The following is a 24833-nucleotide window of genomic DNA, read 5'->3' as shown; positions in this document are numbered from 1 at the left end:
ATCCTTGATTGATTTTGCCCATGTTCGTGCGTTGCTGGAGGCCCGGCGCTCAGGCTGCAGCCTCGCAGGGGACTTCTATACGGCCCCCGCGATGCATGAACTCGACATCGAAGCGGTCTTCTCGAACGAATGGCTGTTCGCCTGCAACGTGGCCGAAATCCCGCACGCGGGCGATTACGTCACGCTCGAGATCGGCAAGACCTCGGTGGTGGTGGTGCGCGACAAGGACGGCGGTGTCAACGCGTTCTTCAATACCTGCCGCCATCGCGGCTCGGTCATCTGTATCGAAGCGCAGGGACACGCGAAGCGGCTCGTCTGCCCGTATCACCAGTGGGTCTATGAACTCGACGGCAGCTTGCTGAGCGCGCGGCAGATGCCCGCCGATTTCGACCGCCGCGAACACGGCTTGCGCCCGGTCCATGTGGAAGTGATCTGCGGGATGGTCTATATCTGCATCGCCGACACCCCGCCCGATATTGCGCGCTTCAAGGCAGCGGTCACGCCGTATATCGCTCCGCACCGTCCCGATCGTACCAAGGTCGCGTATTCGGAGACGATCGTGGAGGACGCGAACTGGAAGCTCGTGATCGAAAATAACCGCGAGTGCTATCACTGCGTGGGCAATCATCCGGAACTGCTGGCCACACTGATCGAATTCGCGCTGCCCGACGACCCGCGCGCCAACCGCGATTTCCAGTTGCTGATGCAGGAGAAGACGGCGCTCTGGGATCGCCTCGGCTTGCCGCATCTGCCCGCGGACGGCGGCACGGAATTCCGCTGCATCCGCTTGCCGTTTCATCGCGGCGCGGTGTCGTTTACGTGGGATGGACGGCCTGCGTGCAAGAAGCTGCTCGGCGATATGACCGAGCCCGATATCGGCTCCGTGCGTATGTTCAGGGTTCCGAACAACTGGAACCACTTTCTCTCGGACCACATCATCCACTTCCGGGTGCTGCCGCTCTCGGCCACGCAAACAGCGCTCAAGACGACCTGGCTCGTGCACGAGGATGCCGTGGAAGGTGTGGATTACGACATCGAGACGCTCACGCAGGTGTGGCGCGCGACGAACGTTCAGGATGCCACGCTGGTGGCGCACAATCAGCGCGGCGTGAATTCGAAGGGGTATCGGCCGGGGCCTTATGCGCCTTCGGAGTTCATGCTCAACCACTTCACCGACTGGTATGCGGGGAAGCTGGCAGCCTATGTCGATGGGCTGCGGGCTGATTCGGTGGCCGCCAACTGCGCCTCAGCCTGCTCGCTCCCCACCTGGTGAGCACGCGAGAGCCTGCCCATCAGCGGCAACAGCAAGATAGCCAGCAACGCCCCACCCGCAGCGACCCAGCCAAGCCCATTGAAAAGCTTCTGATAAAGCGGCAACGATTCAATCGGCGAGAGCATGCCTTCAGGCATCTTCGCGTAAGTCGCGACCACACTGCCGAGATACTGCGACACGCCCGTGGCCACGAAATACGCGCCCATCATGAAGCCGCTCATGCGCGCGGGCACATAGCGCGCGATCATCGCAAGACCCAGGCCGCTCACGAGCAATTCGCCCAGCGAGTAAAGACCGTACCCCGCCACCATGAACCACGACGAAACACGGCCGTCCACCGCATAGCGCCCGCTCGCCGCGAACACGAAGAAGCCTGCCGCCACCACGACAAAGCCGAGCGCATACTTGGCCGCGACCGGCACGTCGCCGCCGCGGCGCGCGAGGCCCGAGTAGATTGCCGCGAGAATCGGGCTCAGCACCATGATCCAGATTGGGTTGAGCGCCTGGAATTGCGCGGCGCTCCAGCTAAAGAGCGCGGTGCCGAACAGGTTGAACGCGGGGTCGACGTTGTGCACGGCGAACAGCGTGAGCGAGGTCGACATCTGCTGATAGAAGATGAAGAACAGAATCACCTGCAGCGTGAGGATCAGCGCGGCGGCAAGGCCCGCGCGCTCGTGGCGCTCGCAGCGAACGAGCATCCACGCGAAGATCGCGAGGATGGCTGCCGCCGCCGTATAAACGCACGCCACCGCAAGCTGCTTGTCCTTGAGCACGACGAGCGTGGCCGCGCCCAGCGCGATGCCGCCGGCGATCACGCAGGCGAGGCGTTTCCATTGCACGGGCTCGTTGTCGGGCGCGGAGCCGATCTTCGCGAGCGTGCGCTGCATCAGGAGGAAGTTGAGGATGCCGAGCGCCATGCCGCCGCAGCAGACGGCGAACGCGGCATGCCAGCCCCAATGGTCCTTGATCCACGGCGTGAGCAGCATCGAGAACGTCGAGCCGATATTGACCGCCATGTAATAGATCGTGAACGCGGCGTCGATGCCCGATTCGTCGCCTTCGTAAATGCGGCGCACGAGGTTGGCGGCGTTCGACTTGAAGAGGCCGTTGCCCACCACGATTACGCCGAGCGAGGCGTACAGGTGCGTGAGCCGGTCGTCGGGCATCGCCAGCATGAAATAGCCCGCGAGCAGGATGATGGCGCCGAGCACCATCGAGCGCCGCGCGCCCAGCACGCGGTCGCCGATCCAGCCGCCGATTGCGGGCGAGGCATACACGAGCGCGGTGAAGGCGCCCCAGGTGAGGGTTGCATGCTCTTCGGTGAAGCCGACTCGCTGGACCATGAAAAGAACGAGCAGCGCGGCCATGCCGTAGTAGCCGAAGCGCTCCCACATTTCGATCAGAAACACTGTCGAAAACGATTTCGTCCTGGAAATCGGTGAATTCATTGTGACCTCAGTTTTGTTGCAGTTGCGAAGATGGCGAAGACACGTCTGGTTTACCTTGAAAAAGCCCTAGCCGGTCTTCTTCTTCGTCTTCTTGATTTGATTAAATTCGATTGCCGCGCGAATAAGCGCTTTCAATGCGCGCGCATCGACCTTGTCGCCTTCGAAGAAGTCGATCGCGCGCCGCGCGTTGCCATCGAGCCCCGCGTTGAACAGCTTGTCGGGATCGGGCAGGCTCGCGCCGTACTGGAACGTGAGCTTCACCTTGCCCTTATGCGCATTGGCGACCGCGATGATGCCGTCGAGGTACCACACCGGGCTGCCCATCCACTTCCATTCCTCGACGATTTCCTTGTCCGCTTCGAGAATGGCGCGGCGCACGGCGGTGAAGGTCGCACCGCGCCAGTCGGTGATGCTGGCGATCAATGCGTCGATTTGTTCGGATGGGGTCATGGTCGCTCCCTGTGGCACGGTCAGACTTAAGGAACCCGAAGTGCCGTCCGGGGCTGCGGCAGCGGGTGGTCGCGCCATTATCCGGCGTGGCGCGAATGCCCGCATTCTGGGCGCTGCTTCAGCGCCTCACGTCCGTGTCTTACTTCGCGGTGAAGCCGTAGTGGCCGGTGGTGCGATGGCCGTCGGCGGCCACGGCGACCCACTTGACCGTGTACTTGCCTGCGGCGAGCGCGTCGAGCGCCACCGACATGCGCTTGCCGTTGGCCGGATCGACGGCGGACTTGCCGTGGACGACCGACTTGCCCGCTGCATCGGTGACGTCGATCGAGCTGAAGGCCGGTTCGAGCGCATCGTCGAAGTCGATCGCGACGGTGTTTTGCGCCGTCGTCACGGTCGAGCCGGCGAGCGGCTGTTGATGGGTCGGATGCGCGTGCGCCCAGGCCAGTTGTGCGCCGGCGAGTGCGAGCGCACCCATTGCGAGGCGCAAGGAACGGGAATGCGTGCTGAGTTTCAGCATGATGGAGTCCTGAGAATAACTGCGGGTACAGATAGAGCAGTATGCCGATGCTGTGGGTCGCTGCGCGCAAGGCGTTCGATGCGCGCGGCGACACCGCCGGCAAGTTGCTGTGCATGTTGCTGCCTGAAGCCGCGAAGGCGGCTGCGATCGGCTCAGGCGGAAGGCGGGGCGCGCGCGAGCGCGAGGGTGAGCGGCTCGGCGCGTGCGAGGCCCTCGAAGCGCGCGGCAACGCGCGCATGCACGAGGCGCGTGGCGAGCACGAACGACACAGGCACGCCGGGCGCTGCCGGCAAATGAGCGAACAGGTTGCAATAGCCGCAATCGTGCAGATCGCCGGGGGCGACATGCGCGTGGATAGCATCGCCGTGCCCGCTCTGCGCGGCGCGCATCGACGGCATGTCGCAATGCCCATTCGTCGTGGACATCCGTGCGGTATGCGTCGACTGGCTTGCGTGCGCCGCGAGCAGATGCGAAATCGCCGGCGCGAGCGTGGTCATCAGGATTGCAAGCGTCCCTAATAAACTGACCAGCTTGAGGTGGAAACGGCGCACGGCGTAACAGGAAACAGCGGGGAAACAGCGGTGGAAAACCGCGTGATTATGCCATGCGCAACTTGCACGCCTCCGCTATTCCGCCGCTTCGAGCAGCCCGAGCATGAGCGCGCGGCGCACGGCGTGCTTGCGCGAGCTCGCGTCGAGCTTGCCGAACAGATTTTTTAGATGCCACTTCACGGTGACTTCGCCCACGCCCAGTGCGAGCGCGATTTCCTTGTTCGAGAGCGCGCGGGCGAGCAGTTCGAGGATTTCGCGCTCCTTGGGGGTGAGGATGACGCCCGACACGGCACGCGTTTGCGGTGCAGCGCGGATCACGCGCGGTGCCGCGATCGGGTTGGGGTTGTGCGCGGGCGCGCCCGGCGATGTTTCGAGCGTGCGCCGTGCCCAGTCGGCCACAGCCGGGTGCAGATCGGAAAGTGTGCGGGACAGATGGAACGTCTGTGCGAGGTCCACGGCTTCGAGCAGCAGCGCGCGGCCGTCCGCGCCGGTTTGCTCCAGCACGTAGGCGCGCAGCGCCATGATTTCGATGCTTTCGCAGCGGCGCTTCATGGCGTCCGCAAGCTGCGCGGCTTCGCCGAGCGCGTCGAGCGCCTGCTGCCAGCGGCGCGCGGCGATGGCGGCGCTCGCGTGGGCGTGCGCCTGCATCAGCAGGACGTGACGACGCCATAGCGGCCGTTGCGCTGTGGCGTTTTCGAGCGCGAGTTCATCGATGCGCTGCACGAGCGCTTCGCAGGTCTGCACGCGGTAGCAGTTCGCGTGCATGCGCACCTGCTCGGCGAGGCTCGCCATCGACAGGCGCGGCAGCCGTCGCGTCACGCCGAGCGCATGCAGCGATTCGAGCAGGTCGAGCGCACGGTGCTCGGCGCCGCGCGCCACCGCCACGCGCGCCGCGGTGCGCCAGGCGAGCATCACGGTGTCCGGCGTGCCGCTGCGCTCCAGCACATCGAGCCGGTTGGCCAGCAGCGCGGCGGCTTCGTCGATCCGGTCGGCTTCGTAGGCGAGCGTCGCGCAGAGCGCGGCCAGCATGCAACTGAGCGGATGGCGGCGGCCGAGATCCGCGTCGGCGCTGGCGAGCGCCGGCATCAGCACGGTTTCCGCCAGTTGAAGCTGGCCTTCGTGAAAGTAGCTGAAGCCGACCACGAACGCGCCCCAACGCCCGACGTAGCTCGTCTGCGCGGAATTTTGCGCCGGCACCGGCACGCGCTGCTGGAACTGCCGCGCCTGGGCGGGCTCGCCCAGCGCGAGCGCGCGCGCGCCCAGCCGGTTCGCGTGCATCTGCGCGAGCCACGGATGCGTGCTGGGCGCGGCGTTCACCCACGGATCGAACAGGGCGACACAGCGGTCGATGTCGTCGGCGAACACGGCGGCGGCGCTCAGGATCAGCGCGCATTCGTAGCGCAGTTCGGCGTCGTTGGCGGCGTCCGGCCCCGCGAGCACGCGTTCGATCTGCCGCGCGGCCTCGGGATGGCGCTCGCCGAGCGCGAGCGCCCAGGCTGCCGCAAGACGCAGGCGCGGGCGCGCTTCGAGCTCCGCCTCGGGCAGCAGTTCGAGCCACTTCAGCATGGCGGGCAGATGGCCCTGGCGCACCGCGTCCAGCAGGCTGCGCTCGGCCAGCTCGAACGCCAGCCGGTGCTGTCCCGCCGCATGCGCGTGGCGCGCGGCCGGCTCTGCCATGCCTTGTGCCGCGAGCCACGTGGCGGCGCGCGCGTGCAATTCCGTTTGCTGCGGCGTCGGCCATTGCGCAAGCCGCGCGCGCAGCACGTCGCGCACGAGCGCATGGAGCTGGAGCCATTCATTGCCGTCTGCGGCCGTGAACATCGGCGTATCGCGCGCGAGCCGCGCGAGTTGCCCGGCCGCCTCCGGCTCGCCGGTCAGCGCGACGCAGAGCGCGGGATGGAGCGTGTCGACCACGCTGATGCGCGTGAGAAAGTCGACGTCGGCGGGCGCGAGCCGGGCGATCAGCGCCTGCAGCAGACGCTCGCGCAACTCGCCGGACGCACCCTCCAGCGGCTCGACGATCTGGCGCGGGTCGCTCGCGCGCTCCATCGCGGCCAGCGCCAGTTGCAGGCCCAGCGGCCAGCCCTCGCAGAGCTCGAAGAGCCGCGCGCCGGCGTCGGCGTCCATGCGCTCGCCGAAGCGCGCGGCCGCGAGCGCGATGGTTTCGTCGATGCGCAGACGCAGCGCGTCGGCGTCCACGCGCGCGCACTGGCCGTAGGCGAGCAGATCGGCGAGCGGCGCGTCCAGGCCGTGCCGTGCCGCCACCGCAGTGCGCAGATTCGGCGGCGCGTTGTGCAGGATATAGACGAGCGCGCGCACGCCGGAGGCGGGCAGCCGTTCCGCTTCGTCGACGATCAGCACCAGCTCGAACGCGAGCTGCGCCACTTCCGCGAGCCAGGCCGTCACGCTTTCCAGTTCGTGAGCGGCGCCCGCTGCGCCATCGGTCAGATGGCGCGCGAACGCCGGGCGCGCGCAGGCCGTGCGCACCGCCTGCACGAGCCCGGGCACGAGACGCTGCGCCTCGTCGCGCTCATCGGCGGAAAACCACGCGACGGCGGTGCCCTGGGAGAGGTATTCGCGCCGCCAGAGCGCCAGCAGCGAGGTCTTGCCGAACCCCGCGGGCGCCTGCACGAGCACCGCCTGGCACGCGCGCAAGCCCGCGTTCGCTGCGCTCAGCCGCGCGCGCGTGAACAGGTGCGCGGGCTCGCGCGGCGCGACGGTCTTCAGGACGAACTCGCTGGCGGCGCGCCCGGCGTCCGGAGTGCTCGAAGCTGGGGAGGACACGGAAGACGGCGCGGAAGGGGACACTGAGGAAGGCATCTGGAGGCGGGGTCGAATCGGCCTGGCAGCTTTTGCGGGCTGGCCGGCGCGGGGTGCGACATAGGTGAGACACGAAAGCATCGGCTGGACAGGCGGGCTGCGTCAAGCCCCTCTTGTGCCGTCGTGCATTTAGCCCACCGCTTCGAGCCCGCTCGCATCTGCCAGCCCCTCCGTGCCGAGGGGGGCGTTTGCGCGCCGCGCCACTATCATCGTTTTCATGAAGGAAGCGGTGCGGCTCGAATGAGGCCCGCCTGCCGCGCCCTCCGGATTTGTGTGAGTGGGAACCCATGTATCGTCATTTTCTCGTTCCCGTGGATGATTCCGATGCCGGCATCGACACGGTGGCTCAAGCGGTTGCGTTGGCGCGTTCGGTCGGCGCGCGCATCACGTTCGCTTACCCGCTCGCTTATCGGGCAGATTCGCCGGCGCCAGCGCAGCAGGACGGCGAGCGCCTGGCGGCCGGGCGTCGCTTCGACGACTGCGTGAGGGAGATGCTCATCGTGAAGGCCGAGGCGGCCGCGCGCGCGCTGGGCGTGCCCTGCGAGTCGATGCGCGTCGCCGGCCCGAAATGGGCCAGCCCTGCGGCGCAGCTTGCGAGCACCGCGAGCGCGCGGGGCTGCGATCTCATTTGCGTGGCGTCGCAGGCCACCGCCGCGTCGGAGGTGCCGGTGCTCCATTGCGTCGTGCGGCGCGCTCCGGCGGCGGTGCGCGTGGTGGCGGCGCTCTATCGCCTCCATCGCGCCACCGCCGGCGCGTTGTGCGAGCGGCTGGCCCATCCCGGGCTGGCCCATCCCGGGCTGGATCTTCGCGGGCTCGATGCCCTGCGGATCCCGCGTCTCGGCACCGGCGATGCGTGCCGGCTTTCATCGCTGCTGAGCGGCCGTACGAGCGTGGTCGACGCCGAGCTTGGCGAACTCGAGCGGCAGCACCAGCGCGGCGCGACCCTGTTCGCGGAGCTCGAGCGCGCCGTCGCCGCCGGGGCCGCGAACGTCGAAGCGGCCCTGCGCGGTTATGCCCAGTTCGTCTGGGAATACTTCGGCCGCAAGGAAGGCGTGATCGTGCCGGCCGCGCAGCGTTATCTGCGCGAAGACGACTGGCGCGATCTGGAGGCGGCTTTCGCTATCGGCAGCATCGACGTCGCCAGCGCCACGTCATAAACCGCCGCGACAGAAAAAACGAATATTGCAGGAGACAAAGTTGCATACGCATCCCATCGAGGCCGGCGCGCCCGCGCAAGGCGCCGCCGATTCATCCCCGCGCGTCTATGCGTGGGTCGTGTTCGCGCTGACCTTCGCGCTGCTGCTGTCCGACTACATGTCGCGCCAGGTGCTCAATGCGGTCTTTCCGCTCCTCAAGGCCACATGGGGGCTCTCCGATACGCGTCTGGGCTCGTTGAGCAGCATCGTCGCGCTGATGGTCGGCGTCCTGACGTTTCCGCTTTCCGTGGTCGCCGACCGCTGGGGCCGCGTGCGCAGCATCGTGCTGATGGCGGGGCTCTGGAGCTTCGCCACGCTCGGCTGCGCCGCCGCGGCCAGCTATGGGCAGATGCTGCTGGCGCGCGCCTTCGTCGGGGTGGGCGAGGCGGCGTATGGGAGCGTCGGCGTTGCGCTGATCATCAGCATCTTTCCGGCGCGCCTGCGCTCGACGCTCACCGGCGCGTTCATGGCCGGCGGCGCGTTCGGCTCGGTGCTGGGCATGGCGGCGGGCGGCGTGCTCGCGGTGCATCTGGGCTGGCGCGCCGCGTTCGGCATGATGGCGGGCCTCGGCTTCGCGCTCGTGCTCGCGTTTCGCCTCGTCGTCACCGAAGCGCGCATCGCGCGCAACCGCGGCGCGCAGATCCCCGTTCAGGGCGCGGCGCGCGAAGCCGGGGAAGCCCGGCGGCCCAGCCTGCGCAGCGTGCTGGCGGGACTCTTCTCCACGGTCTCGGTGAATTGCGCCTATCTCGGCAGCGCCCTGCAGCTTTTCATCATGGGTGCCGTGATAGCCTGGCTGCCGAGCTTCCTGAACCGTTATTACGGCCTGCCGCCCGACCGCGCGGCGATGGCTGCTGCCGTGTTCGTGCTGCTCGGCGGGACGGGCATGATCGTGTGCGGCGTGGTCACCGATCGCGTGAGCCGGCACGCGCCCGAGCGCAAGTGGACGATGGCGATCGCGTTTTCGCTGCTGTCGTTCGCGCTGCTAGGCGGCGGCTTTCATCTGAGCCCGGGCCCGCTGCAACTGGTCCTGCTCGGCGCGGGCATCTTCGTCGTGGCCGGCACCTCGGGGCCGGCTGGCGCGATGGTCGCCAATCTCACGCACGAGTCGATCCATTCGCCCGCGTTCGCCACGCTCACGCTCGTGAACAACCTGGTCGGGCTTGCGCCAGGGCCGCTCGTCGTCGGCTTTATCGCGGACCGCATCGGCCTGCTCGGCGCCTTGCAGGTCGCGCCGCTCGTGGCGCTGGTGGCGGCCTTCGCGTTCGTGCTCGGCAAGCGCCGCTATGGCGCGGGGCTGCAAGCCGTGCGCAGCCGCCATCCGGCGCGCGCACCTCAATGATCCTGCCGTGGAGCCTGTATCGATGACTCAACCGCTTTCTCCCGCGGCGCCCAACCGGGTGCTGCACATCGACTTTTATTTCGACTTCGTTTGTCCGTGGTGCCTGATCGGCAAGCGCAATCTCGAAGCCGCGATCGCGGCGCTCGAGGCGCGCTGGCCGCATGTGAGCGTGCAGGTCGCGTGGCACTCGGTCGAGCTGCTGCCGCATACACCGGTGGGCGGCCTGCCTTACGAGGCGTTCTATCTGGCACGTCTCGGCAGCGCGCAGGCCGTCGCGCAGCGGCGCGCACAGGTGCGCCAGGCCGCGCGCGCTGCGGGCGTCGAGCTCGCGTTCGAGCGCATTCGGGTGTTGCCGAACACGGCGGCGGCTCATGCACTGGTTGCGCACACAACTGAATTAGACGGGGGACGCTATCGCGGCACCCACGCTGAGCTCATCGAGCGTCTCTTTACCGCGTATTTCATCGAGGGCGAGGACATCGGCGATGCGGCCACGCTCTCGCGCATCGCACGCGAATGCGGGGTGGACGATGCGGCATCGGCATCGCAGCCGCGTGCGCACGGCGCGACGAACCGCGTCGATGGCGTGCCTTATTTCGTGTTCGACGGGCGCTATACGCTCAGCGGCGCGCAGCCGCCACAAGTGTTGATCGAGGCGATGCTGCACGCGGCGGATCTGACTCAGGCGCACGATCATGAAGCGTGAAGTCGACATCGGCGCGGCGGATAGCCTGGCGCCCGGGCAGCGCAAGCTCGCTTTCATCGATGGGCGCAGCGTGGTGGTCTTCAATGTGGAAGGCAGTCTGCATGCTATCGAGAATAGTTGCCCGCACAACGGTGCGTCGATGGCCAGCGGGCATCTCGAAGGCAGCCTGATCACCTGCCCCGCGCACGGATTGCGCTTTGATCTGCGCACGGGTTGCATGCCGGGGGCGGGGGGATTGTGTCTGGGCGTGCTGCCGGTGAGGACGGTTGACGGGAAGCTGATGGTCGAGGTCGAGCAGGCCTGAGCGAAATGCGCCGCTGGCGCGCGGCGGCCCGGAGCGCTCAGTGCCGGTCGCCTTGCGGCTTTTCCTGGCGCGCGCCGAAATTCGCCGCGCGCCAGCGGCTCGGCGGCTGCCCGAATTCCGCACTAAACCAGCGCGAAAATGCGCTGGGTTCGGAAAACCCCAGCCGGTCGCTGATATCGGATACCGAATGGCGCGGCTGCGCCAGATATCGCGCCGCCAGCGACGCGCGCACTTCGTTCACGAGCGACGAGAACCGCTCGCCACGCTGTTCGAGCTGGCGCTGCAGCGTGCGCGGCGAGAGGCCGAGGCGCTCGCTCACGGGCTCGATCGTGCCGGCGCCGCGCGGCAGCAGCAGATGGATTGCGCGGCGCACGTTGTCGGCGAGCGATGCCTCGCCATAGCGGGGCTGCAAATCGAGCAGCTCCTGTGCATATCGCGCGAGCGAGGCGTCGGCGAGCGGCCTCGCACGGTCGAGATCCTGGCGGGCCAGCACGATGCCGTCGAACTCGCTGTCGAATTCGATTCGCGATCCGAAGAAACGCCGGTGCACTTCGAGCCGCGTGGGAGCGGCGTGCGAGAAATGCACGGCACGTGGCGCATACTGCGCGCCGAGCATGGCGCGCACGAGACTCAGCACCGCGCCTACGGTCAATTCGACGATCTCCGGCCCCGGATCGGGGCGCGCGGTCACGAGCGCAACGTGCAGCACCGCGGTGTCGTCGATTTCCTCCAGCTGAACCGATACCGAATCGCTCAGCAGATGCCGGTAGGGCTCGACGCGCGCGAGCGCCTCGCGCAGCGTGGGCTGATGCTGCAGCAAGAGACTGAGCGAGCCGAAGTCGGAGAGCCGCCACGCTTCGCCAATGCGCGCGCCAAGCGTGCGGGACTCGGCGCGCCCGGCGCAGCCCGCGAGCGAGACTTCGAACACGCGTGCGAGGCTGGCCTCGGGAATGCGCAGGTCCGGCGTCGTGAGGCACGACAGATCGAGCCCCGCTTCGCGCAGCGCACGCACCGGATCGATGCCCGCGTGATGGGCAATTTCCGAATACTTGGTGAGGGAGGCGCTGCGAACCAGGATGGGCATGGGATCACAAGAAAAACGGACGCAACACGGCGGAACTTGCCGAGCGTAGCGGCGCACATGCGCTTCGTCTGTGCGGAATAACCATGAGCGTGCGCATGTCGTCGCGCGTCAGGCCGTGGCGTGCAGGATCAAGCACGCGCGCGGTGCAATTCACACAATGGGGTTCCAGGCCGGCGCTATGACGGGTTCGCCTCGATCGTTTCACTCGCCGCTTTCCAGCAACCCCAGCAGTTGGGCGCGCAGCACCGCATGCTTGCGCGAACTCGCGCTCAGCTTGCCGAACAGGTTCTTTACATGCCACTTGGCGGTGACTTCGCCCACGCCGATTGCCTGCGCGATCTCCTTGTTGGAGAGATTGCGCGCGAGCAGTTCGAGCACCTCGCGCTCCTTGGGCGTGAGCACCGTGCTCGGCATTGCGCGCGGCGCGGCTTGCGCGCGGCGGGGCGCGCCGCCGGGCTGGGTCGTGGGCGCGAGCGTCGTCGCGGCGAGCGTGACGGGCTCGCCGCTGCCTTGCGTTGCGACTTCGTGGATCCAGTCGGCCAGCGCCGGATGTGCCTGGGCGAGCACGCGCACGAGGCCATAGGTGCCGGTCAGGCCGATCGCCTCGTGCAGCAGCGGCAAGCCGTCTTCGCCGTTGCCCCGGGTCGCGAGTGCGCGCAGCCCCATGATCTCGATTCGCTCGCGCCCGAGCTTCATCGCGTCGGCGAGCGTTTGCGCGCGGCCCAGACACTCGAGCGCGCGCGGCCAGTCCTGCTGGGCCAGCGCCGTGTATGCATGCGCCATGGCCTGGCGTCGGGCCACGTCGCGGCGCCAGACCGGGCCGCGCCACGTGGGTTCGGCGGTTTGCGATTGTTCGACGAGCGCGTCGAGCTGGGCGCTCAACGCGCGGCAGGTTTCGGCGTTTCCACGTCCGGCGTGGATACGTCCGGCGTAGATCCGCACGCGCTCCGCGAGGCTCGCGATGGACAGACGCGGCAACCCGCGAGCGGTGCCGGCGGCGTGCATCGCATCGAGCAGGTCGAGCGCGCGCCGCTCCACGCCCTGGGCCTGCGCCACGCGCGCCGCGCAGACATAGGCGATCAGCGAGGTCTCGGCGGTGCCGGAGCGTTCGAGCACGTCGAGCCGGTTCGCGAGCAGCGCATCGGCTTCGTCCACGAAGTCGCGCTCGAAGAGCGCAGCCGCGAGCACCGCCGCGAGCATGCACGGCAGCGGATGGCGGCGGCCCAGTTCGGTTTCGGAGCTCGTGAGCGCGCGGCGCAGCACCGTTTCGGCGAGCACGGCCTGGCCTTCGTTCAGATAGCTCAGGCCGCACATGAACTCGCCCCAGTAGGCGGCGTAGCGGTGCGCCTTGCCGAAGTCGCCGCGCGGCGCGAGTTGCAGATGGCGGCGCGCGTTGGCGGGTTCGCCCTGCAGCAGCTCCGCCAGCGCGAGGCGGTTCGCGTGCGTCTGGAGCCGGCGCGGCTCGGCGAGCGGCGGCGGCTCGCGCCACGGTGCAAGCAGCGCGAGGAAGCGGTCGGGCTCGTCGGCGTAATAGGCCGCGATGCTCAGGATGAGCGCGCATTCGTAGCGCCGCTCGGGCGTGCAATCGTGCGCTTCGGCCATCGGCGCCACGAGTTGCCTCGCCTCGGCGTGGCGCTCGCTGAGCGCGAGCGCCCAGGCCGCCGCGAGGCGCAGGTCGGGCTGGCGGTCGAGCTCGTCGGCGGGCAGCAGTTCGAGCCAGTCGAGCGCGGCGGCGAGGCGCCCCTGCATGACCGCGCCGTAGAGCGAGCGCCCCGCGAGTTCGTAGGCCACTTCGCGCTCGCCGGCGGCATGCGCGTGGCGAGCCGCTTCTTCGTGGATGCCGTGCTCAGCGAGCCACTGCATCGCGCGCCGGTGCAGGCCGGCGCGCTCGTCGGGCGGCAGTTCGGCCAGACGCGCGCCAAGCGCCGCGCGCGCGAGCGTGTGCAGGCGGCACCAGTCGTTGCCGTCGCTGGCCATGAAGATTGGCGTATCGCGCATGAGCCGTGCGAATTGCGCCGGGGCGTCGGGGCTGTCGAGCAGCGCGCGGCACAGGTCGGGATGCAGCATGTCGACGAGCGCGAGCCGCGTGAGGAACGCGAGGTCCTCGGGGGCGAGCCGCGCGAGCAGGCTGCTCACCAGATGCTCGCCTTCGACGCCGGGCTGCCCCTGCATGGCGTCGATGACGCCGCGCGGGTCGCCGCTCTTTTCCATCGCGGCGAGCGCGAGCTGCAGGCCGAGCGGCCAGCCGTCGGTGATCTCGTGCAGGCGTGCGCAGCTGTCGGTGTCCACGCGCTCGCCAAAGCGCCGGCGCACGAGCGCGAGCGTTTCGTCGAGGCGAAAGCGCAGCGCCTCGGGGCCGAGGCAGACGCATTGCCCATAGGCGCGCAAGTCGTCGACGGCGGTTTCGAAGCCGCTGCGCGCGGCCACGACGATGCGCAAATTCGCGGGCGCGTTGTGCAGCAGATAAAGCAGCGCCGCGCTGCCGACCGGCGAGAGCCGCTCCGCTTCATCGACGATCAGCACCAGATCGAGCGCGGCCTGCGCGACTTCGGCGAGCCAGGCGGTCAAGCCCTCGTTGGCGTCGGGCGTGGCAAAGGGGCTGTCGAGCAGCGTGTGCCCGAACTCGGGCTGCGCGCCGCCCACGCGCACGGCGAGCACGAGGCTATGCAAAAAGCGCTGCGGGTCGTCGTGCGCATCGGCGGACACCCACGCGACGGCGGCGCCGCGCGCGAGATGCTCGCGTCGCCATTGCGCGAGCAACAGCGTTTTGCCGAAGCCGGGAGGCGCCTGCACGACGATCGCGGGCTGATTGCGCAAGGGCTCGCTGTCGAGGTTCAGCCGCTCGCGCGCGAGCAGGTGGCGCGGCGCGCGCGGCGGCGTGGTCTTGAGCGTGAGTTCGGAAAACGGGGGCGGTGCGCCGCGGTTCGCAAAGGTCATCGGGTGAATCGGAATAGGCCGCGCGGCGCGCAATGCCGGGAATCGATCGGAGGATTATATGCACGGCGGCGCCCTGGCTGACAATTTGACAACAGCGCGTCGAGCGCCTGGCGATTTCCTCAGTGATAACCCGGTAAACGGGCGAAATTCGCAGGGGTAGGCGGGCTCCCCCTCCTGGAAGGAGGGCGCGCGGCGCACCACGGCGTCCTACGATGGATTCAGTCACGATAGCCGCGTGCGTGCGCCTGCACCACGAGCGCCGCGGCGGCCTATCGATCGGAACGAGCAGCAAGCAGGAACAACCAGGAGACAGAAGATGGCACATGCGATCAGGTTCCACGAGACCGGCGCACCGGAAGTGATGCGCTGGGAAGAAGTCGACGTGGGCGCGCCCGGTCCGGGCGAAGTGCGGCTGCGGCACGAAGCGGTCGGCCTGAATTTCGCGGATACGTATTTCCGCAGCGGCCTCTATCCCGTCCCGCTGCCGGCGGGCATGGGCGTGGAAGCCGCGGGCGTGGTGGAGGCGGTGGGCGCGGGCGTGACCAACGTCGCGCCCGGCGACCGCGTCACCTACACCGGCTTTATCAACACGCTGGGCGCATACAGCACGGAACGGCTGATTCCGGCCGCGCCGCTCATCAAGCTGCCCGACGCCATCGCCTGCGAAACGGCGGCGGCCATGACCATGCGCGGCCTCACGTCGGCGTACCTCATGCGCCGCATCTGGCCGCTGCAAGCGGGCGAGACGATTCTCGTGCACGCGGCGGCGGGCGGCGTGGGCCTGATCCTGTGCCAGTGGGCGAAGCTGCTGGGGCTGACGGTGATCGGCACGGTGTCGAACGAGGAGAAGGCCGCGGTGGCCCGCGCGCACGGCTGCGATCACGTGATCCTCTATCGCAGCGAAGACGTTGCGAAGCGCGTGCGCGAGCTGACCGATGGCGTGGGCGTTTCCGTGGTCTACGACAGCGTCGGCCAGGACACCTTCGCGGCGTCACTCGACTCGCTCAAGCGCCGTGGCTTGCTGGTCTGCGTGGGCACGGCCTCGGGCAAGGCGCCCGCGTTCGAACCGCAGGTGCTCGCGATGAAGGGCTCGCTCTACGTCACGCGCCCCGCGCTGGCCGACTACATCGCCGACCCCGCCGAGAAGACCGCGCTGGCCGATGAAATCTTCGGCCACGTCGCGGCGGGGCGCATCAAGATCGAGATCAACCAGCGCTACGCATTGCAGGACGCCGTGCAGGCGCACCGCGATATCGAAGCCCGCAAGACGACGGGTTCTTCCGTCTTCACGATCTGAGGCCGCCCATCATGAGAATCGAGCAACTGACCTGCGCGATCGGCGCGGAACTGGTGGGCGTGCGTCTGGGCGATGCGGTGCGCGACGACGCGCTGTTCGGGGAAATCAAGGCGGCGCTGCTCAGGCACAAGGTACTGTTCCTGCGCGACCAGCAACTCACGCGCGCCGACCATGTGGATTTCGCCAGACGATTCGGAGAGCTCGAGGGTCATCCGGTGGCGGGCAGCCACCCCGATCATCCGGGTCTCGTGCAGATCTACAAGACGCCTGACCAGCCCAACGACCGCTACGAAAACTCGTGGCACACCGACGCCACCTGGCGCGCCGCGCCGCCGATGGGCGCGGTGCTGCACTGCGTGGAATGCCCGCCGGTGGGCGGCGACACCATGTGGGCCAACATGGTGCTCGCCTACGAGAACCTGCCGCAGCACGTCAAGGAACAAATCGCGGACCTGCGCGCAAGCCACAGCATCCAGGCAAGCTTCGGCGCGGCGATGCCGATCGAAAAGCGCCTCGCGCTGAAGGCGCAGTATCCGGACGCCGAACATCCGGTCGTGCGCACGCACCCGGAAACGGGCGAGAAGGTGCTGTTCGTGAACGCCTTCACCACGCACTTCGTGAACTACCACACGCCCGCGCGCGTGCGCTACGGCCAGGACGGCAACCCGGGCGCAGGACACCTGCTCCAGTACCTCATCAGCCAGGCGTATATCCCCGAGTACCAGGTGCGCTGGCGCTGGCAGCCGGGCAGCGTGGCGATCTGGGACAACCGCAGCACGCAGCATTACGCGGTCATGGACTACCCGCCTTGCCACCGCAAGATGGAGCGCGCGGGGATCATCGGCGACGTGCCGTACTGATTGGCCACTGCCTGACCTGCGCACGACAGCAAAACACAATACTGGAGGAAGACATGCAATTTCTCGACAATTCGCTGCACCCCGAGAACATGGACAAGGTCGTCATCACGGTTGCGCCGTATGGCCCCGAATGGATGCCCGAAGACTTTCCCGAGGACATTCCCGTCACCATGGAAGAGCAGATCCAGAAGGCCGTGGATTGCTACAACGCAGGCGCAACGGTGCTGCACCTGCACGTGCGCGAACTGGACGGCAAGGGCTCCAAGCGCCTGTCCAAGTTCAACGAGCTGATTGCCGGCGTGCGCGCGGCGGTGCCGGACATGATCATCCAGGTGGGCGGCTCGATCTCGTTCGCGCCGGAAGACGACGGCCAGGCCGCGAAGTGGCTCTCGGACGACACGCGCCACATGCTCGCGGAACTCGAGCCGAAGCCCGACCAGGTGACCGTGGCGATCAACACCACGCAGATGAACATCATGGAGCTGCTCTACCCCGAGTATCTGGCGGGCACCTCGCTGGCGAATCCGGCGCTCCAGGCGGCGTATAGCGAAATGACGGTGCCGGCCGGCCCGCAGTGGCTCGAGGAGCATCTGCGCCGCCTGCATGCGTCGGGCATCCAGGCGCATTTCCAGCTGACCGGCATCCATGCGCTGGAAACGCTCGAACGCCTGATCCGCAAGGGCGCCTATCTCGGGCCGGTTAACCTGACGTGGATCGGCATCGGCGGCGGCTTCGACGGCCCGAACCCGTTCAACTTCTTCAACTTCGTGCACCGCGCCCCGCAGGGCTGCACGTTCACGGCGGAGTCGCTGCTCAAGAACGTGCTGCCGTTCAACATGATGGCGATGGCGATGGGCCTGCACCCGCGCTGCGGCATCGAGGATACGATCATCGGCCAGCATGGCCAGCGCATGACCTCGGTCGAGCAGATCGAGCAGTGCGTGCGCGTGGCGCACGAACTGGGCCGCGAGATCGCGTCGGGCAAGGAAGCGCGCGAGATCTACCGCATCGGCACCTTCTACAAGGACGCCGATGAGACGCTGGCCGCCAACGGCTATCTGCCGAACCACAAGCCCGCGGGTCTGGGCCTCGTGAAATCGGCGGCTTGATCATGGCGCGCCCCGAACCTGTCATCGTCATCGTCCCGGGGTTGCGCGACCACGTCGCGCAGCACTGGCAGACCCTGCTCGAAGCGCGCCTGCGCGCGCAGAACCGCCCGGTGGCCGCCGTGCCGCCGATGGGCCGCGACGACCTCGATTGCGCCGCGCGCGTCGAGGCCATCGAAGCCGTGGTCGCGGGCATCGACGCGCCCGTGATCATCGTTGCGCATAGCGGCGGCTGCGTGATGGTCGCGCATTGGGCGAGGCGCTATCCGCGTGCGATCGCAGGGGCGCTGCTGGCGGCGCCGCCCGACTTCGAGGCGCCGATGCCCGAAGGCTATCCGACGCTCGAAGCGCTCGACGCGAGCGGATGGCTGCCGGTGCCGCGCGCGCCGCTGCCGTTCCCGTCCATCGTGGCGGCGAGCCACGACGACCCGCTCGCCCGCTACGAACGCGTGCTCGAACTTGCGCGCGCGTGGCGCAGCGAGGTGGTCGATCTCGGCAACGTCGGTCACCTGAACCCAGCCAGCGGGTTTGGCGAATGGCCCGGCGCGGACGACCTGATCGCCGCGCTCGCGCGGCGTGCCGTACCCGTGTCGTAACCGATTCATCGATGGGCTCACGCGCGCTACGCTGTAAGGCGCGCGCGGTCAAAGCGATACAAGGCGGGCCGACACCGCTCTCGCTGCAGCACCAAATAAAAAAACACGCCAGATGGGTATATCCGAGGCGCGTTTCCGCGCCCGGACACCGTGATAATGATTCATGGAGACAAAAGTGGGAATGCAAGCGACTGCCGCACTGGGAGACGCCCCTGCGGGCGCACCAACCGTATCCCGGGCCTATGCCTGGAGTGTTTTCGCGCTGACTTTCGGCCTGCTGCTCGCCGATTACATGTCGCGCCAGGTCCTCAACGCCGTTTTTCCGCTGCTCAAAGCCGAGTGGATGCTCACCGACACGCAGTTAGGATCGCTGAGCAGCATCGTCTCGGTGATGGTGGGTCTGCTGACCTTTCCGTTCTCGCTGCTCGCGGACCGCTGGGGACGCGTGCGCAGCCTGATTCTGATGGCCGTGCTGTGGAGCATCGCCACGCTTGGCTGCGCCGTATCGGCCAGCTACGGGCAGATGTTCGCGGCGCGCTTCTTCGTGGGCGTGGGCGAGGCGGCCTACGGCAGCGTCGGCCTCGCGGTCGTGCTCAGCGTGTTTCCGGCGCATCTGCGCGCCACGCTCTCGGGTTCGTTTCTCGCGGGCGGCGCATTCGGCTCCATGCTCGGGATGGCGTTGAGCGGCATCGTGGCCGCGCATTTCGGCTGGCGCTGGTCGTTCGCGACTATGGCGGTGGTCGGCCTCGTGCTCTCGGTGATCTATCGCATCGTCGTGACCGAACGGCGGCTCGCGCCCGAGCGCGCACGCGTTGCTGCCAGCGCGGCGCGGCCCCGCTTCACGCCGCGCGGTCTCGCGCAGGCGCTGTTCACCTCGAAATCGGTCGGCTTTGCGTATGTGGCCTGCGGCGTCCAGCTGATCCTGCCGGGCGCGATGTTCGCGTGGCTGCCGAGCTATCTCGTGCGCACCTATGCGATGCGGCTCGACCGCGCGAGCGTGCTGGCCGCCGGCTTCGTGCTGATCTCAGGCATCGGCATGATCGTGTGCGGGGTGCTGACCGACCGCGTCAGCCGTCTCAACGGGACACGCAAATGGACCATGGCCATCACGTATTGCGTGCTGGTGTTTGCGGCGTTCGCGAGCGCATTTCACGTGCCGCCGGGGCCGCTGCAACTCGTGCTGATCGGCGTCGGCATGTTTATGGCCTCGGGCGTGTGCGGGCCGACCGGCGCACTGGTGGCCGAACTCACGGCGCCTTCGATTCACGCCACGGCCATGGCGCTCTGGTCGCTCGCCAACAACCTGCTCGGCCTGGCCGCCGGCCCGGTCATCGTGGGCCTGATCGCCGATCGCATGGGCCTGCACATGGCGTTGCAATGGATTCCGTTCGCGGCGCTCGTGTCGGCGCTGCTGTTCGTGCTCGGCAAGCGCCGCTACGCGGGTGATCTCGCGCGGCAGCGCGAGGTATGAATAATGCCGTGGCTGGACAAGCCACGGCAGGTAGTCAGCAAAGCAGCAGGACAACAAGAAGAACAGCCGTTGACAAAGAGGAAGACAGCGGGCCGCACGCAAAGGGCAGCACCGCACGGCCTTGACAATAGTTTGGAGGAGAGAGCATGAAACGGAAGTTGAGCGTCTTGGCCGTACTCGCGGTCACGGCCGGCGCGGCACACGCGCAATCGTCGGTGACGCTGTTCGGCGCCATCGATACGGGGTTGCTGTATCAGAGCACTTCGGCGGCCTCGTTCGCGCCGAACGCGAAGAATCTGGGCCACGTGTTCGCGTTGAAGGACGCGGGCATCTATGCCAGCTTCTGGGGCATCAAGGGGACCGAGGACCTCGGCGGCGGCTACAAGGTCAATTTCCGGCTGCAAGGCGTGTTCAACAGCTCCACGGGCAAGCTCGGCCTCGCGGACACCGCGGGCGCCACGGCCATGTTCAATCAGCAGACGACCATTGGCATTTCAGGGCCGTTCGGCTCGATCGACGCGGGGCGGCAATACACCCCGATGATCTACGCGATGGCGGACACCGATGTGCGCAACGCGCAGTACTTCGGCAGTATCCTGAGCGCCTGGCTTGGGCTGAGCCAGGCGTCGGGGTGGCCCGGCACGAGCACCAACGTGCCGTATGGCGCGCTGTACGACAGCAACGCCATCGTCTATCAATCGCCGAAGTTCTACGGTGTTTCAGCGGCGCTCGAATATGCGCCGGGCGGCGTGCCGGGGCAAATCCAGGGCGGCACGCGCGAGTCGGCCGTGCTCAAGTATTCGAACTACGGCCTGAATCTGGCCGCCGTCTATTACAACGGCCACGATACGAACCTGCCGGCCAACGCCCCGGCCACCGGGCTCAACAACAACCGGCTCTACTACCTGGGCGCCAAGTACACGTTCCACGCGCTTTCGGTGTCGGCTTCGTACGGCATCGGCAAGAATCCGGCGAACACGCAGCACGGCGACTATGAAATGATTTCAGGCGGCCTTGGCTACCAGTTCACGCCGTACTTCAAGGTCACGTCGGGGTTCTATTATCTGAAGGACCGCAACGTCTCGGCAAACCATTCGAGCGAATATGCAGTCGGCGCCGAATACGGCGTGTCCAAGCGCACCCTGCTCTACGCGCAGGTGGGCTACGTGGACAACCATGGAACGATGAACCAGGCGATCACCTATGGCGCGCCGGTTGCGCCTGGCGTCTCGACCACGGCGGCGATGCTCGGCATTCGCCACACTTTCTGATTTCGCAGTTCGGCTAACGGGAGCGTTGCCATGAATAAAAAAGGAATCCTGCGCATGAGTGTGGCCGCCTCGATGGCGGCCTTGCTGGCGGGCGGGGCGGTGGGTGTGCGCGCACAGGGCGGCGAGACGGCGGGGGCATCGGCTTCATCGGCGGCTCAGGGGGCTCAGGGGGCTCAGGGGGCTCAGGGGGCTCAGGGGGCTCAGGGGGCGACAGCCGCGCCGGCTGCCTCCACAGCCCGAGAGGTGCGGAAGGCCAACCGTGCGCTCAGCCGCAAGGTGTACGCCGCGCTTGGCAAGCACAAGGAAATCGATGCGGGGAATATCAGCATCGTGGCGCGTGACGGCGCTGTGACGCTCAATGGCACGGTCGAGGAACAGTCGCAGATCGACACCGTGGCAGCTGTGGCGAAGGCCGTGCCGGGCGTGAAGTCGGTGACCAACAAGCTCACGGTGCAGCGGCCTCTCGGGCAGTAAGCGTCAGGGGCGGGCAAAGTTGGGCCAATGGGGCCCTCATTCTGCCCGCCTGCGCGACAACCATAAGACTAGCCGATAGAACAGATCGCCAATCGCGACTTTTATTATGTTCGCCGGGTTTATACGATAAGAGGGCATTCACACAAAAGCCGCCCCACAGGACCCGGAGGAACGATGGAGCACAAGGCCCGCACCCAGAACGAGCAGCTCGAAGTGAAAACGACGACCTGCTACATGTGCGCTTGCCGTTGCGGCATCCGCGTTCATTTGCGCGACGGCGAGGTGCGCTATATCGACGGCAACCCCGAGCACCCGCTCAACCAGGGCGTGATCTGCGCGAAAGGCTCGTCCGGCATCATGAAGCAGTATTCGCCCGCGCGGCTCACGCAGCCGCTCGTGCGCAAGCGCGGCGCCGAGCGCGGCACAGCGCAGTTCGAGCCGGTCTCGTGGGACGTGGCGTTCGACATGCTCGAAAAGCGCCTCGCCCACCTGCGCGCCACCGACCCCAAGCAATTCGCGCTCTTCACGGGCCGCGACCAGATGCAGGCGCTCACCGGCCTGTTCGCCAAACAGTTCGGCACGCCTAACTACGCGGCGCACGGCGGCTTCTGCTCGGCGAACATGGCGGCCGGCATGATCTATACGATGGGCGGCTCGTTCTGGGAGTTCGGCGGTCCCGACCTCGACAACGCGAAGCTGTTCTTCATGATCGGCACCGCCGAGGACCATCACTCGAATCCGCTGAAGATTGCGCTCTCGAAGTTCAAGCGCGCGGGCGGCCGCTTTATCGCCATCAATCCGGTGCGCACGGGCTACGCAGCGATTGCCGACGAATGGGTGCCGATTCGCCCCGGCACGGACGGCGCGCTCTTCATGGCGCTGATGCACGAGCTGATCGAGAGCGGTGCTTACGATCACGAGTTCGTCGAGCGCTACACGAACGGCGCGGAACTGCTCGACATGCGCACGGAAAGCGACACGTTCGGCCTGTTCGTGCGCGACCCCGCAGTAGAAGAGCGCAACGCGCTGTTTCCGCAAAACCACATGTGGTGGGACCTGAACACGCAGCGCGCCGTGCCGCATCACACGCCCGGCGCGCGGCCCGCGCTGGAAGGCCGCTATACGCTCGAAGACGGCACGCCCGTCGCGCCGTCGTTCGGGTTGCTGCGCGAGCGCATGGCCGAGTGCACACCCGAATGGGCCGCAGAAATCACCGGTATTCCCGCCGAAACGATCCGCCGGCTCGCGCGCGAAATGGCCGAGGTGGCGCGCGACCACAAGATCACGCTGCCGATCCGCTGGACCGACGCTTGGGGCGAAACGCACGAAACCGTGACCGGTGTGCCGATCGCGTTTCACGCGATGCGCGGCCTCGCGGCGCATTCGAACGGTTTTCAGTCGATCCGCGGGCTGGCGGTGCTGATGTCGCTGATGGGCACGATCGACCGGCCGGGCGGCTTCCGCCACAAGTCGCCGTATCCGCGCGCGGTGCCGCCCTCGGCGAAACCGCCTAACAAGCCCGAGGACGTCAAGCCGAACACGCCGCTCGCCAACGGCCCGCTCGGCTGGCCCGCCGCGCCCGAGGACCTGTTCATCGACGAGCACGGCGGCCCGGTGCGTATCGACAAGGCGTTCTCGTGGGAGTATCCGCTCGCCGTGCACGGCCTGATGCACAGCGTGATCACGAACGCCTGGCGCGGCGACCCGTACCCCATCGACACGCTGCTGATCTTCATGGCGAACATGGCGTGGAATTCGTCGATGAATACCGTGGAAGTGCGCAAGATGCTCGCGGACAAGCACGAAAACGGCGAGTACAAGATTCCGTTCCTCGTCGTATGCGACGCGTTCCAGTCGGAGATGACAGCGTTTGCCGACCTGATCCTGCCCGACACGACTTACCTCGAACGCCATGACGCGATGTCGATGCTCGACCGCCCGATCTCGGAGTTCGACGGTCCCGTGGATTCCGTGCGCGTGCCGGTGGTGCCGCCCACGGGCGAATGCAAGCCGTTCCAGGAAGTGCTGGTCGAGCTCGCGAGCCGTCTGAAGCTGCCCGCTTTCATGACGCCGGAAGGCACGCGCAAGTATCGCGACTATCCCGACTTCATCGTCAATCACCAGACGGCGCCGGGTTCGGGCGTGGGATTCCTGATCGGCTGGCGCGGCAAGGATGGCAAGGACGCCCTGGTGGGCGAGCCCAATCCGCGCCAGTGGGAGGAATACGCCAAGAACAATTGCGTCTATCACTACACGCTGCCCGAGTCGATTCAGTACATGCGCAACTGCAATGGGCCGTATCTGGACTTCGCGGTCGAAAAGGGCTTCCGCAAATTCAACGAGCCTATTGTCATTGCGCTTTATTCGGACGTGATGCAGAAGTTTCGCCTCGCGGCCCAGGGCAAGACCAAAGGACGCCAGCCGCCCGATCATCTGCGCGCACGCGTGGCGCAGTATTTTGATCCGCTGCCGTCGTATTACGCGCCGCTTGAGCACGCCTCCACCGATCACGCGAAGTATCCGCTCGCGGCGCTCACGCAGCGGCCGATGGCGATGTATCACTCGTGGGATTCGCAAAACGCGTGGCTGCGCCAGATTCATGGAGAGAACTATCTGTACATGAATCCGGGCACGGCCGCCGCGCAGGGCATCGCGGACGGCGGGTGGATCTACGTGGAATCGCAGTGGGGCAAGGTGCGCTGCATGGCGCGCTATAGCGAAGCGGTGGAGCCCGGCACGGTGTGGACGTGGAATGCGATCGGCAAGGCGGCGGGCGCATGGAATCTGGGCCCGGACGCGAACGAATCGCAGCGCGGCTTCCTGCTCAATCACCTGATCTCGGACGAAATTCCTGATGCGTCACAACCGGCCCAGCGCCCGGGGCGCGTCTCCAACTCCGATCCCATCACGGGGCAGGCGGCGTGGTACGACGTGCGCGTGCGCATCTATCCCGCCGAGCCCGACGCCGATCACACGCTGCCGCAGTTCGCGCCGATGCAGGCGCTGCCAGGCGTGACCGGCACGGGACCGGGAGGCGTGCTCAAGCGCGTCGTGCAGACCTATTTCGCGGGACGCGGCGAATTCGCCCGGCGGCTGCGCAAAGCCCCGCAAGACCATTGAACCGAGGAAACGG

Annotated in this window: 20 protein-coding genes; 13 read left to right on the top strand and 7 right to left on the bottom strand. The window is 67.3% G+C overall.

Annotation, left to right across the window (positions count from 1 at the left end):
- The first annotated feature begins 4 nt into the window (after positions 1-4).
- Positions 5-1273: an aromatic ring-hydroxylating oxygenase subunit alpha gene (locus P5W98_RS28870; protein WP_421027217.1), complete on the top strand. Its 1269-nt coding sequence runs from the start codon at positions 5-7 to the stop codon at positions 1271-1273.
- Here the strand turns inward: P5W98_RS28870 and P5W98_RS28865 are convergent.
- The 5 genes from P5W98_RS28865 to P5W98_RS28845 form a co-directional block, all read right to left on the bottom strand.
- Positions 1201-2721, bottom strand: a complete 1521-nt coding sequence (locus tag P5W98_RS28865; protein WP_421027216.1) for a peptide MFS transporter — start codon at positions 2719-2721, stop codon at positions 1201-1203. The two genes, P5W98_RS28870 and P5W98_RS28865, sit on opposite strands and share 73 nt — an antisense overlap.
- Before the next feature lie 66 nt (positions 2722-2787).
- Positions 2788-3171, bottom strand: coding sequence for a DUF1801 domain-containing protein (locus P5W98_RS28860; RefSeq protein WP_421027215.1), 384 nt, complete (start codon positions 3169-3171; stop codon positions 2788-2790).
- Positions 3172-3310: 139 nt separating this feature from the next.
- Positions 3311-3688 (bottom strand): copper resistance protein CopC, encoded by a 378-nt coding sequence (locus tag P5W98_RS28855; protein ID WP_421027214.1) that lies wholly within the window; start codon positions 3686-3688, stop codon positions 3311-3313.
- Between the two features lie 152 nt (positions 3689-3840).
- On the bottom strand, positions 3841-4239 hold the full coding sequence (locus tag P5W98_RS28850; protein WP_421027213.1) for a DUF2946 domain-containing protein: 399 nt from the start codon (positions 4237-4239) through the stop codon (positions 3841-3843).
- A 75-nt stretch (positions 4240-4314) separates the two neighbouring features.
- Positions 4315-7059, bottom strand: coding sequence for a LuxR C-terminal-related transcriptional regulator (locus P5W98_RS28845; protein WP_421027212.1), 2745 nt, complete (start codon positions 7057-7059; stop codon positions 4315-4317).
- A gap of 287 nt (positions 7060-7346) precedes the next feature.
- Here P5W98_RS28845 and P5W98_RS28840 point away from each other — a divergent pair, with 287 nt between their 5' ends.
- Genes P5W98_RS28840 through P5W98_RS28825 form a run of 4 tightly spaced genes read left to right on the top strand, consistent with a single transcriptional unit; the run spans position 7347 to position 10604 of the window.
- Complete coding sequence (locus P5W98_RS28840) at positions 7347-8216, top strand: universal stress protein (RefSeq protein WP_421027211.1); 870 nt, start codon at positions 7347-7349, stop codon at positions 8214-8216.
- A 40-nt stretch (positions 8217-8256) separates the two neighbouring features.
- Entirely contained in the window at positions 8257-9594 is a 1338-nt protein-coding gene (locus P5W98_RS28835) for an MFS transporter (protein ID WP_421027210.1), read from the top strand.
- Between the two features lie 22 nt (positions 9595-9616).
- Positions 9617-10300: a DsbA family oxidoreductase gene (locus P5W98_RS28830; protein WP_421027209.1), complete on the top strand. Its 684-nt coding sequence runs from the start codon at positions 9617-9619 to the stop codon at positions 10298-10300.
- Entirely contained in the window at positions 10290-10604 is a 315-nt protein-coding gene (locus P5W98_RS28825) for a Rieske (2Fe-2S) protein (RefSeq protein WP_421027208.1), read from the top strand. Before P5W98_RS28830 ends, P5W98_RS28825 begins: the two co-directional genes overlap by 11 nt.
- Positions 10605-10641: 37 nt before the next feature.
- Here P5W98_RS28825 and P5W98_RS28820 read toward each other — a convergent pair whose 3' ends face one another.
- Positions 10642-11688: an AraC family transcriptional regulator gene (locus P5W98_RS28820; RefSeq protein ID WP_421027207.1), complete on the bottom strand. Its 1047-nt coding sequence runs from the start codon at positions 11686-11688 to the stop codon at positions 10642-10644.
- Positions 11689-11889: 201 nt separating this feature from the next.
- Positions 11890-14625 (bottom strand): helix-turn-helix transcriptional regulator, encoded by a 2736-nt coding sequence (locus P5W98_RS28815; protein ID WP_421027206.1) that lies wholly within the window; start codon positions 14623-14625, stop codon positions 11890-11892.
- A 316-nt stretch (positions 14626-14941) separates the two neighbouring features.
- Between P5W98_RS28815 and P5W98_RS28810 the strand changes: the two genes are divergently transcribed.
- From P5W98_RS28810 to P5W98_RS28775, 8 genes are all read left to right on the top strand, one after another.
- Entirely contained in the window at positions 14942-15922 is a 981-nt protein-coding gene (locus tag P5W98_RS28810) for a quinone oxidoreductase family protein (RefSeq protein WP_421027205.1), read from the top strand.
- A gap of 11 nt (positions 15923-15933) precedes the next feature.
- Positions 15934-16782, top strand: a complete 849-nt coding sequence (locus P5W98_RS28805; protein WP_421027204.1) for a TauD/TfdA dioxygenase family protein — start codon at positions 15934-15936, stop codon at positions 16780-16782.
- Between the two features lie 53 nt (positions 16783-16835).
- Positions 16836-17891, top strand: a complete 1056-nt coding sequence (locus tag P5W98_RS28800) for a 3-keto-5-aminohexanoate cleavage protein (protein ID WP_421027203.1) — start codon at positions 16836-16838, stop codon at positions 17889-17891.
- 2 nt (positions 17892-17893) lie between these two features.
- Positions 17894-18484, top strand: a complete 591-nt coding sequence (locus P5W98_RS28795; protein ID WP_421027202.1) for an RBBP9/YdeN family alpha/beta hydrolase — start codon at positions 17894-17896, stop codon at positions 18482-18484.
- 181 nt (positions 18485-18665) lie between these two features.
- Positions 18666-19955 carry an MFS transporter gene (locus P5W98_RS28790; RefSeq protein ID WP_421027201.1) on the top strand — a complete coding sequence of 430 codons (1290 nt, stop codon included), beginning with the start codon at positions 18666-18668 and terminating at the stop codon, positions 19953-19955.
- A 146-nt stretch (positions 19956-20101) separates the two neighbouring features.
- Positions 20102-21226 carry a porin gene (locus P5W98_RS28785; RefSeq protein ID WP_421027200.1) on the top strand — a complete coding sequence of 375 codons (1125 nt, stop codon included), beginning with the start codon at positions 20102-20104 and terminating at the stop codon, positions 21224-21226.
- 30 nt (positions 21227-21256) lie between these two features.
- A complete protein-coding gene (locus P5W98_RS28780) occupies positions 21257-21700 on the top strand; it encodes a BON domain-containing protein (RefSeq protein ID WP_421027199.1) in 444 nt (147 codons plus the stop codon).
- Between the two features lie 174 nt (positions 21701-21874).
- The gene (locus P5W98_RS28775) at positions 21875-24820 is read left to right on the top strand and encodes a molybdopterin oxidoreductase family protein (RefSeq protein WP_421027198.1); all 2946 of its coding nucleotides are present in this window, start codon (positions 21875-21877) and stop codon (positions 24818-24820) included.
- Positions 24821-24833 lie beyond the last annotated feature (13 nt).

The sequence above is a fragment of the Paraburkholderia sp. A1BS-2L genome, assembly GCF_051125205.1.
Lineage (GTDB): Bacteria > Pseudomonadota > Gammaproteobacteria > Burkholderiales > Burkholderiaceae > Paraburkholderia.
This window is presented reverse-complemented; position numbering and strand designations above follow the sequence as displayed.

Bases quoted from the DNA above. Each gene is read 5' to 3' on its own strand.
- P5W98_RS28865 (WP_421027216.1), bottom strand. From the start codon at position 2,721: ATGAATTCACCGATTTCCAGGACGAAATCGTTTTCGACAGTGTTTCTG.
- P5W98_RS28860 (WP_421027215.1), bottom strand. From the start codon at position 3,171: ATGACCCCATCCGAACAAATCGACGCATTGATCGCCAGCATCACCGAC.
- P5W98_RS28855 (WP_421027214.1), bottom strand. From the start codon at position 3,688: ATGCTGAAACTCAGCACGCATTCCCGTTCCTTGCGCCTCGCAATGGGT.
- P5W98_RS28845 (WP_421027212.1), bottom strand. From the start codon at position 7,059: ATGCCTTCCTCAGTGTCCCCTTCCGCGCCGTCTTCCGTGTCCTCCCCA.
- P5W98_RS28840 (WP_421027211.1), top strand. From the start codon at position 7,347: ATGTATCGTCATTTTCTCGTTCCCGTGGATGATTCCGATGCCGGCATC.
- P5W98_RS28830 (WP_421027209.1), top strand. From the start codon at position 9,617: ATGACTCAACCGCTTTCTCCCGCGGCGCCCAACCGGGTGCTGCACATC.
- P5W98_RS28825 (WP_421027208.1), top strand. From the start codon at position 10,290: ATGAAGCGTGAAGTCGACATCGGCGCGGCGGATAGCCTGGCGCCCGGG.
- P5W98_RS28820 (WP_421027207.1), bottom strand. From the start codon at position 11,688: ATGCCCATCCTGGTTCGCAGCGCCTCCCTCACCAAGTATTCGGAAATT.
- P5W98_RS28815 (WP_421027206.1), bottom strand. From the start codon at position 14,625: ATGACCTTTGCGAACCGCGGCGCACCGCCCCCGTTTTCCGAACTCACG.
- P5W98_RS28810 (WP_421027205.1), top strand. From the start codon at position 14,942: ATGGCACATGCGATCAGGTTCCACGAGACCGGCGCACCGGAAGTGATG.
- P5W98_RS28805 (WP_421027204.1), top strand. From the start codon at position 15,934: ATGAGAATCGAGCAACTGACCTGCGCGATCGGCGCGGAACTGGTGGGC.
- P5W98_RS28800 (WP_421027203.1), top strand. From the start codon at position 16,836: ATGCAATTTCTCGACAATTCGCTGCACCCCGAGAACATGGACAAGGTC.
- P5W98_RS28795 (WP_421027202.1), top strand. From the start codon at position 17,894: ATGGCGCGCCCCGAACCTGTCATCGTCATCGTCCCGGGGTTGCGCGAC.
- P5W98_RS28790 (WP_421027201.1), top strand. From the start codon at position 18,666: ATGCAAGCGACTGCCGCACTGGGAGACGCCCCTGCGGGCGCACCAACC.
- P5W98_RS28785 (WP_421027200.1), top strand. From the start codon at position 20,102: ATGAAACGGAAGTTGAGCGTCTTGGCCGTACTCGCGGTCACGGCCGGC.
- P5W98_RS28780 (WP_421027199.1), top strand. From the start codon at position 21,257: ATGAATAAAAAAGGAATCCTGCGCATGAGTGTGGCCGCCTCGATGGCG.
- P5W98_RS28775 (WP_421027198.1), top strand. From the start codon at position 21,875: ATGGAGCACAAGGCCCGCACCCAGAACGAGCAGCTCGAAGTGAAAACG.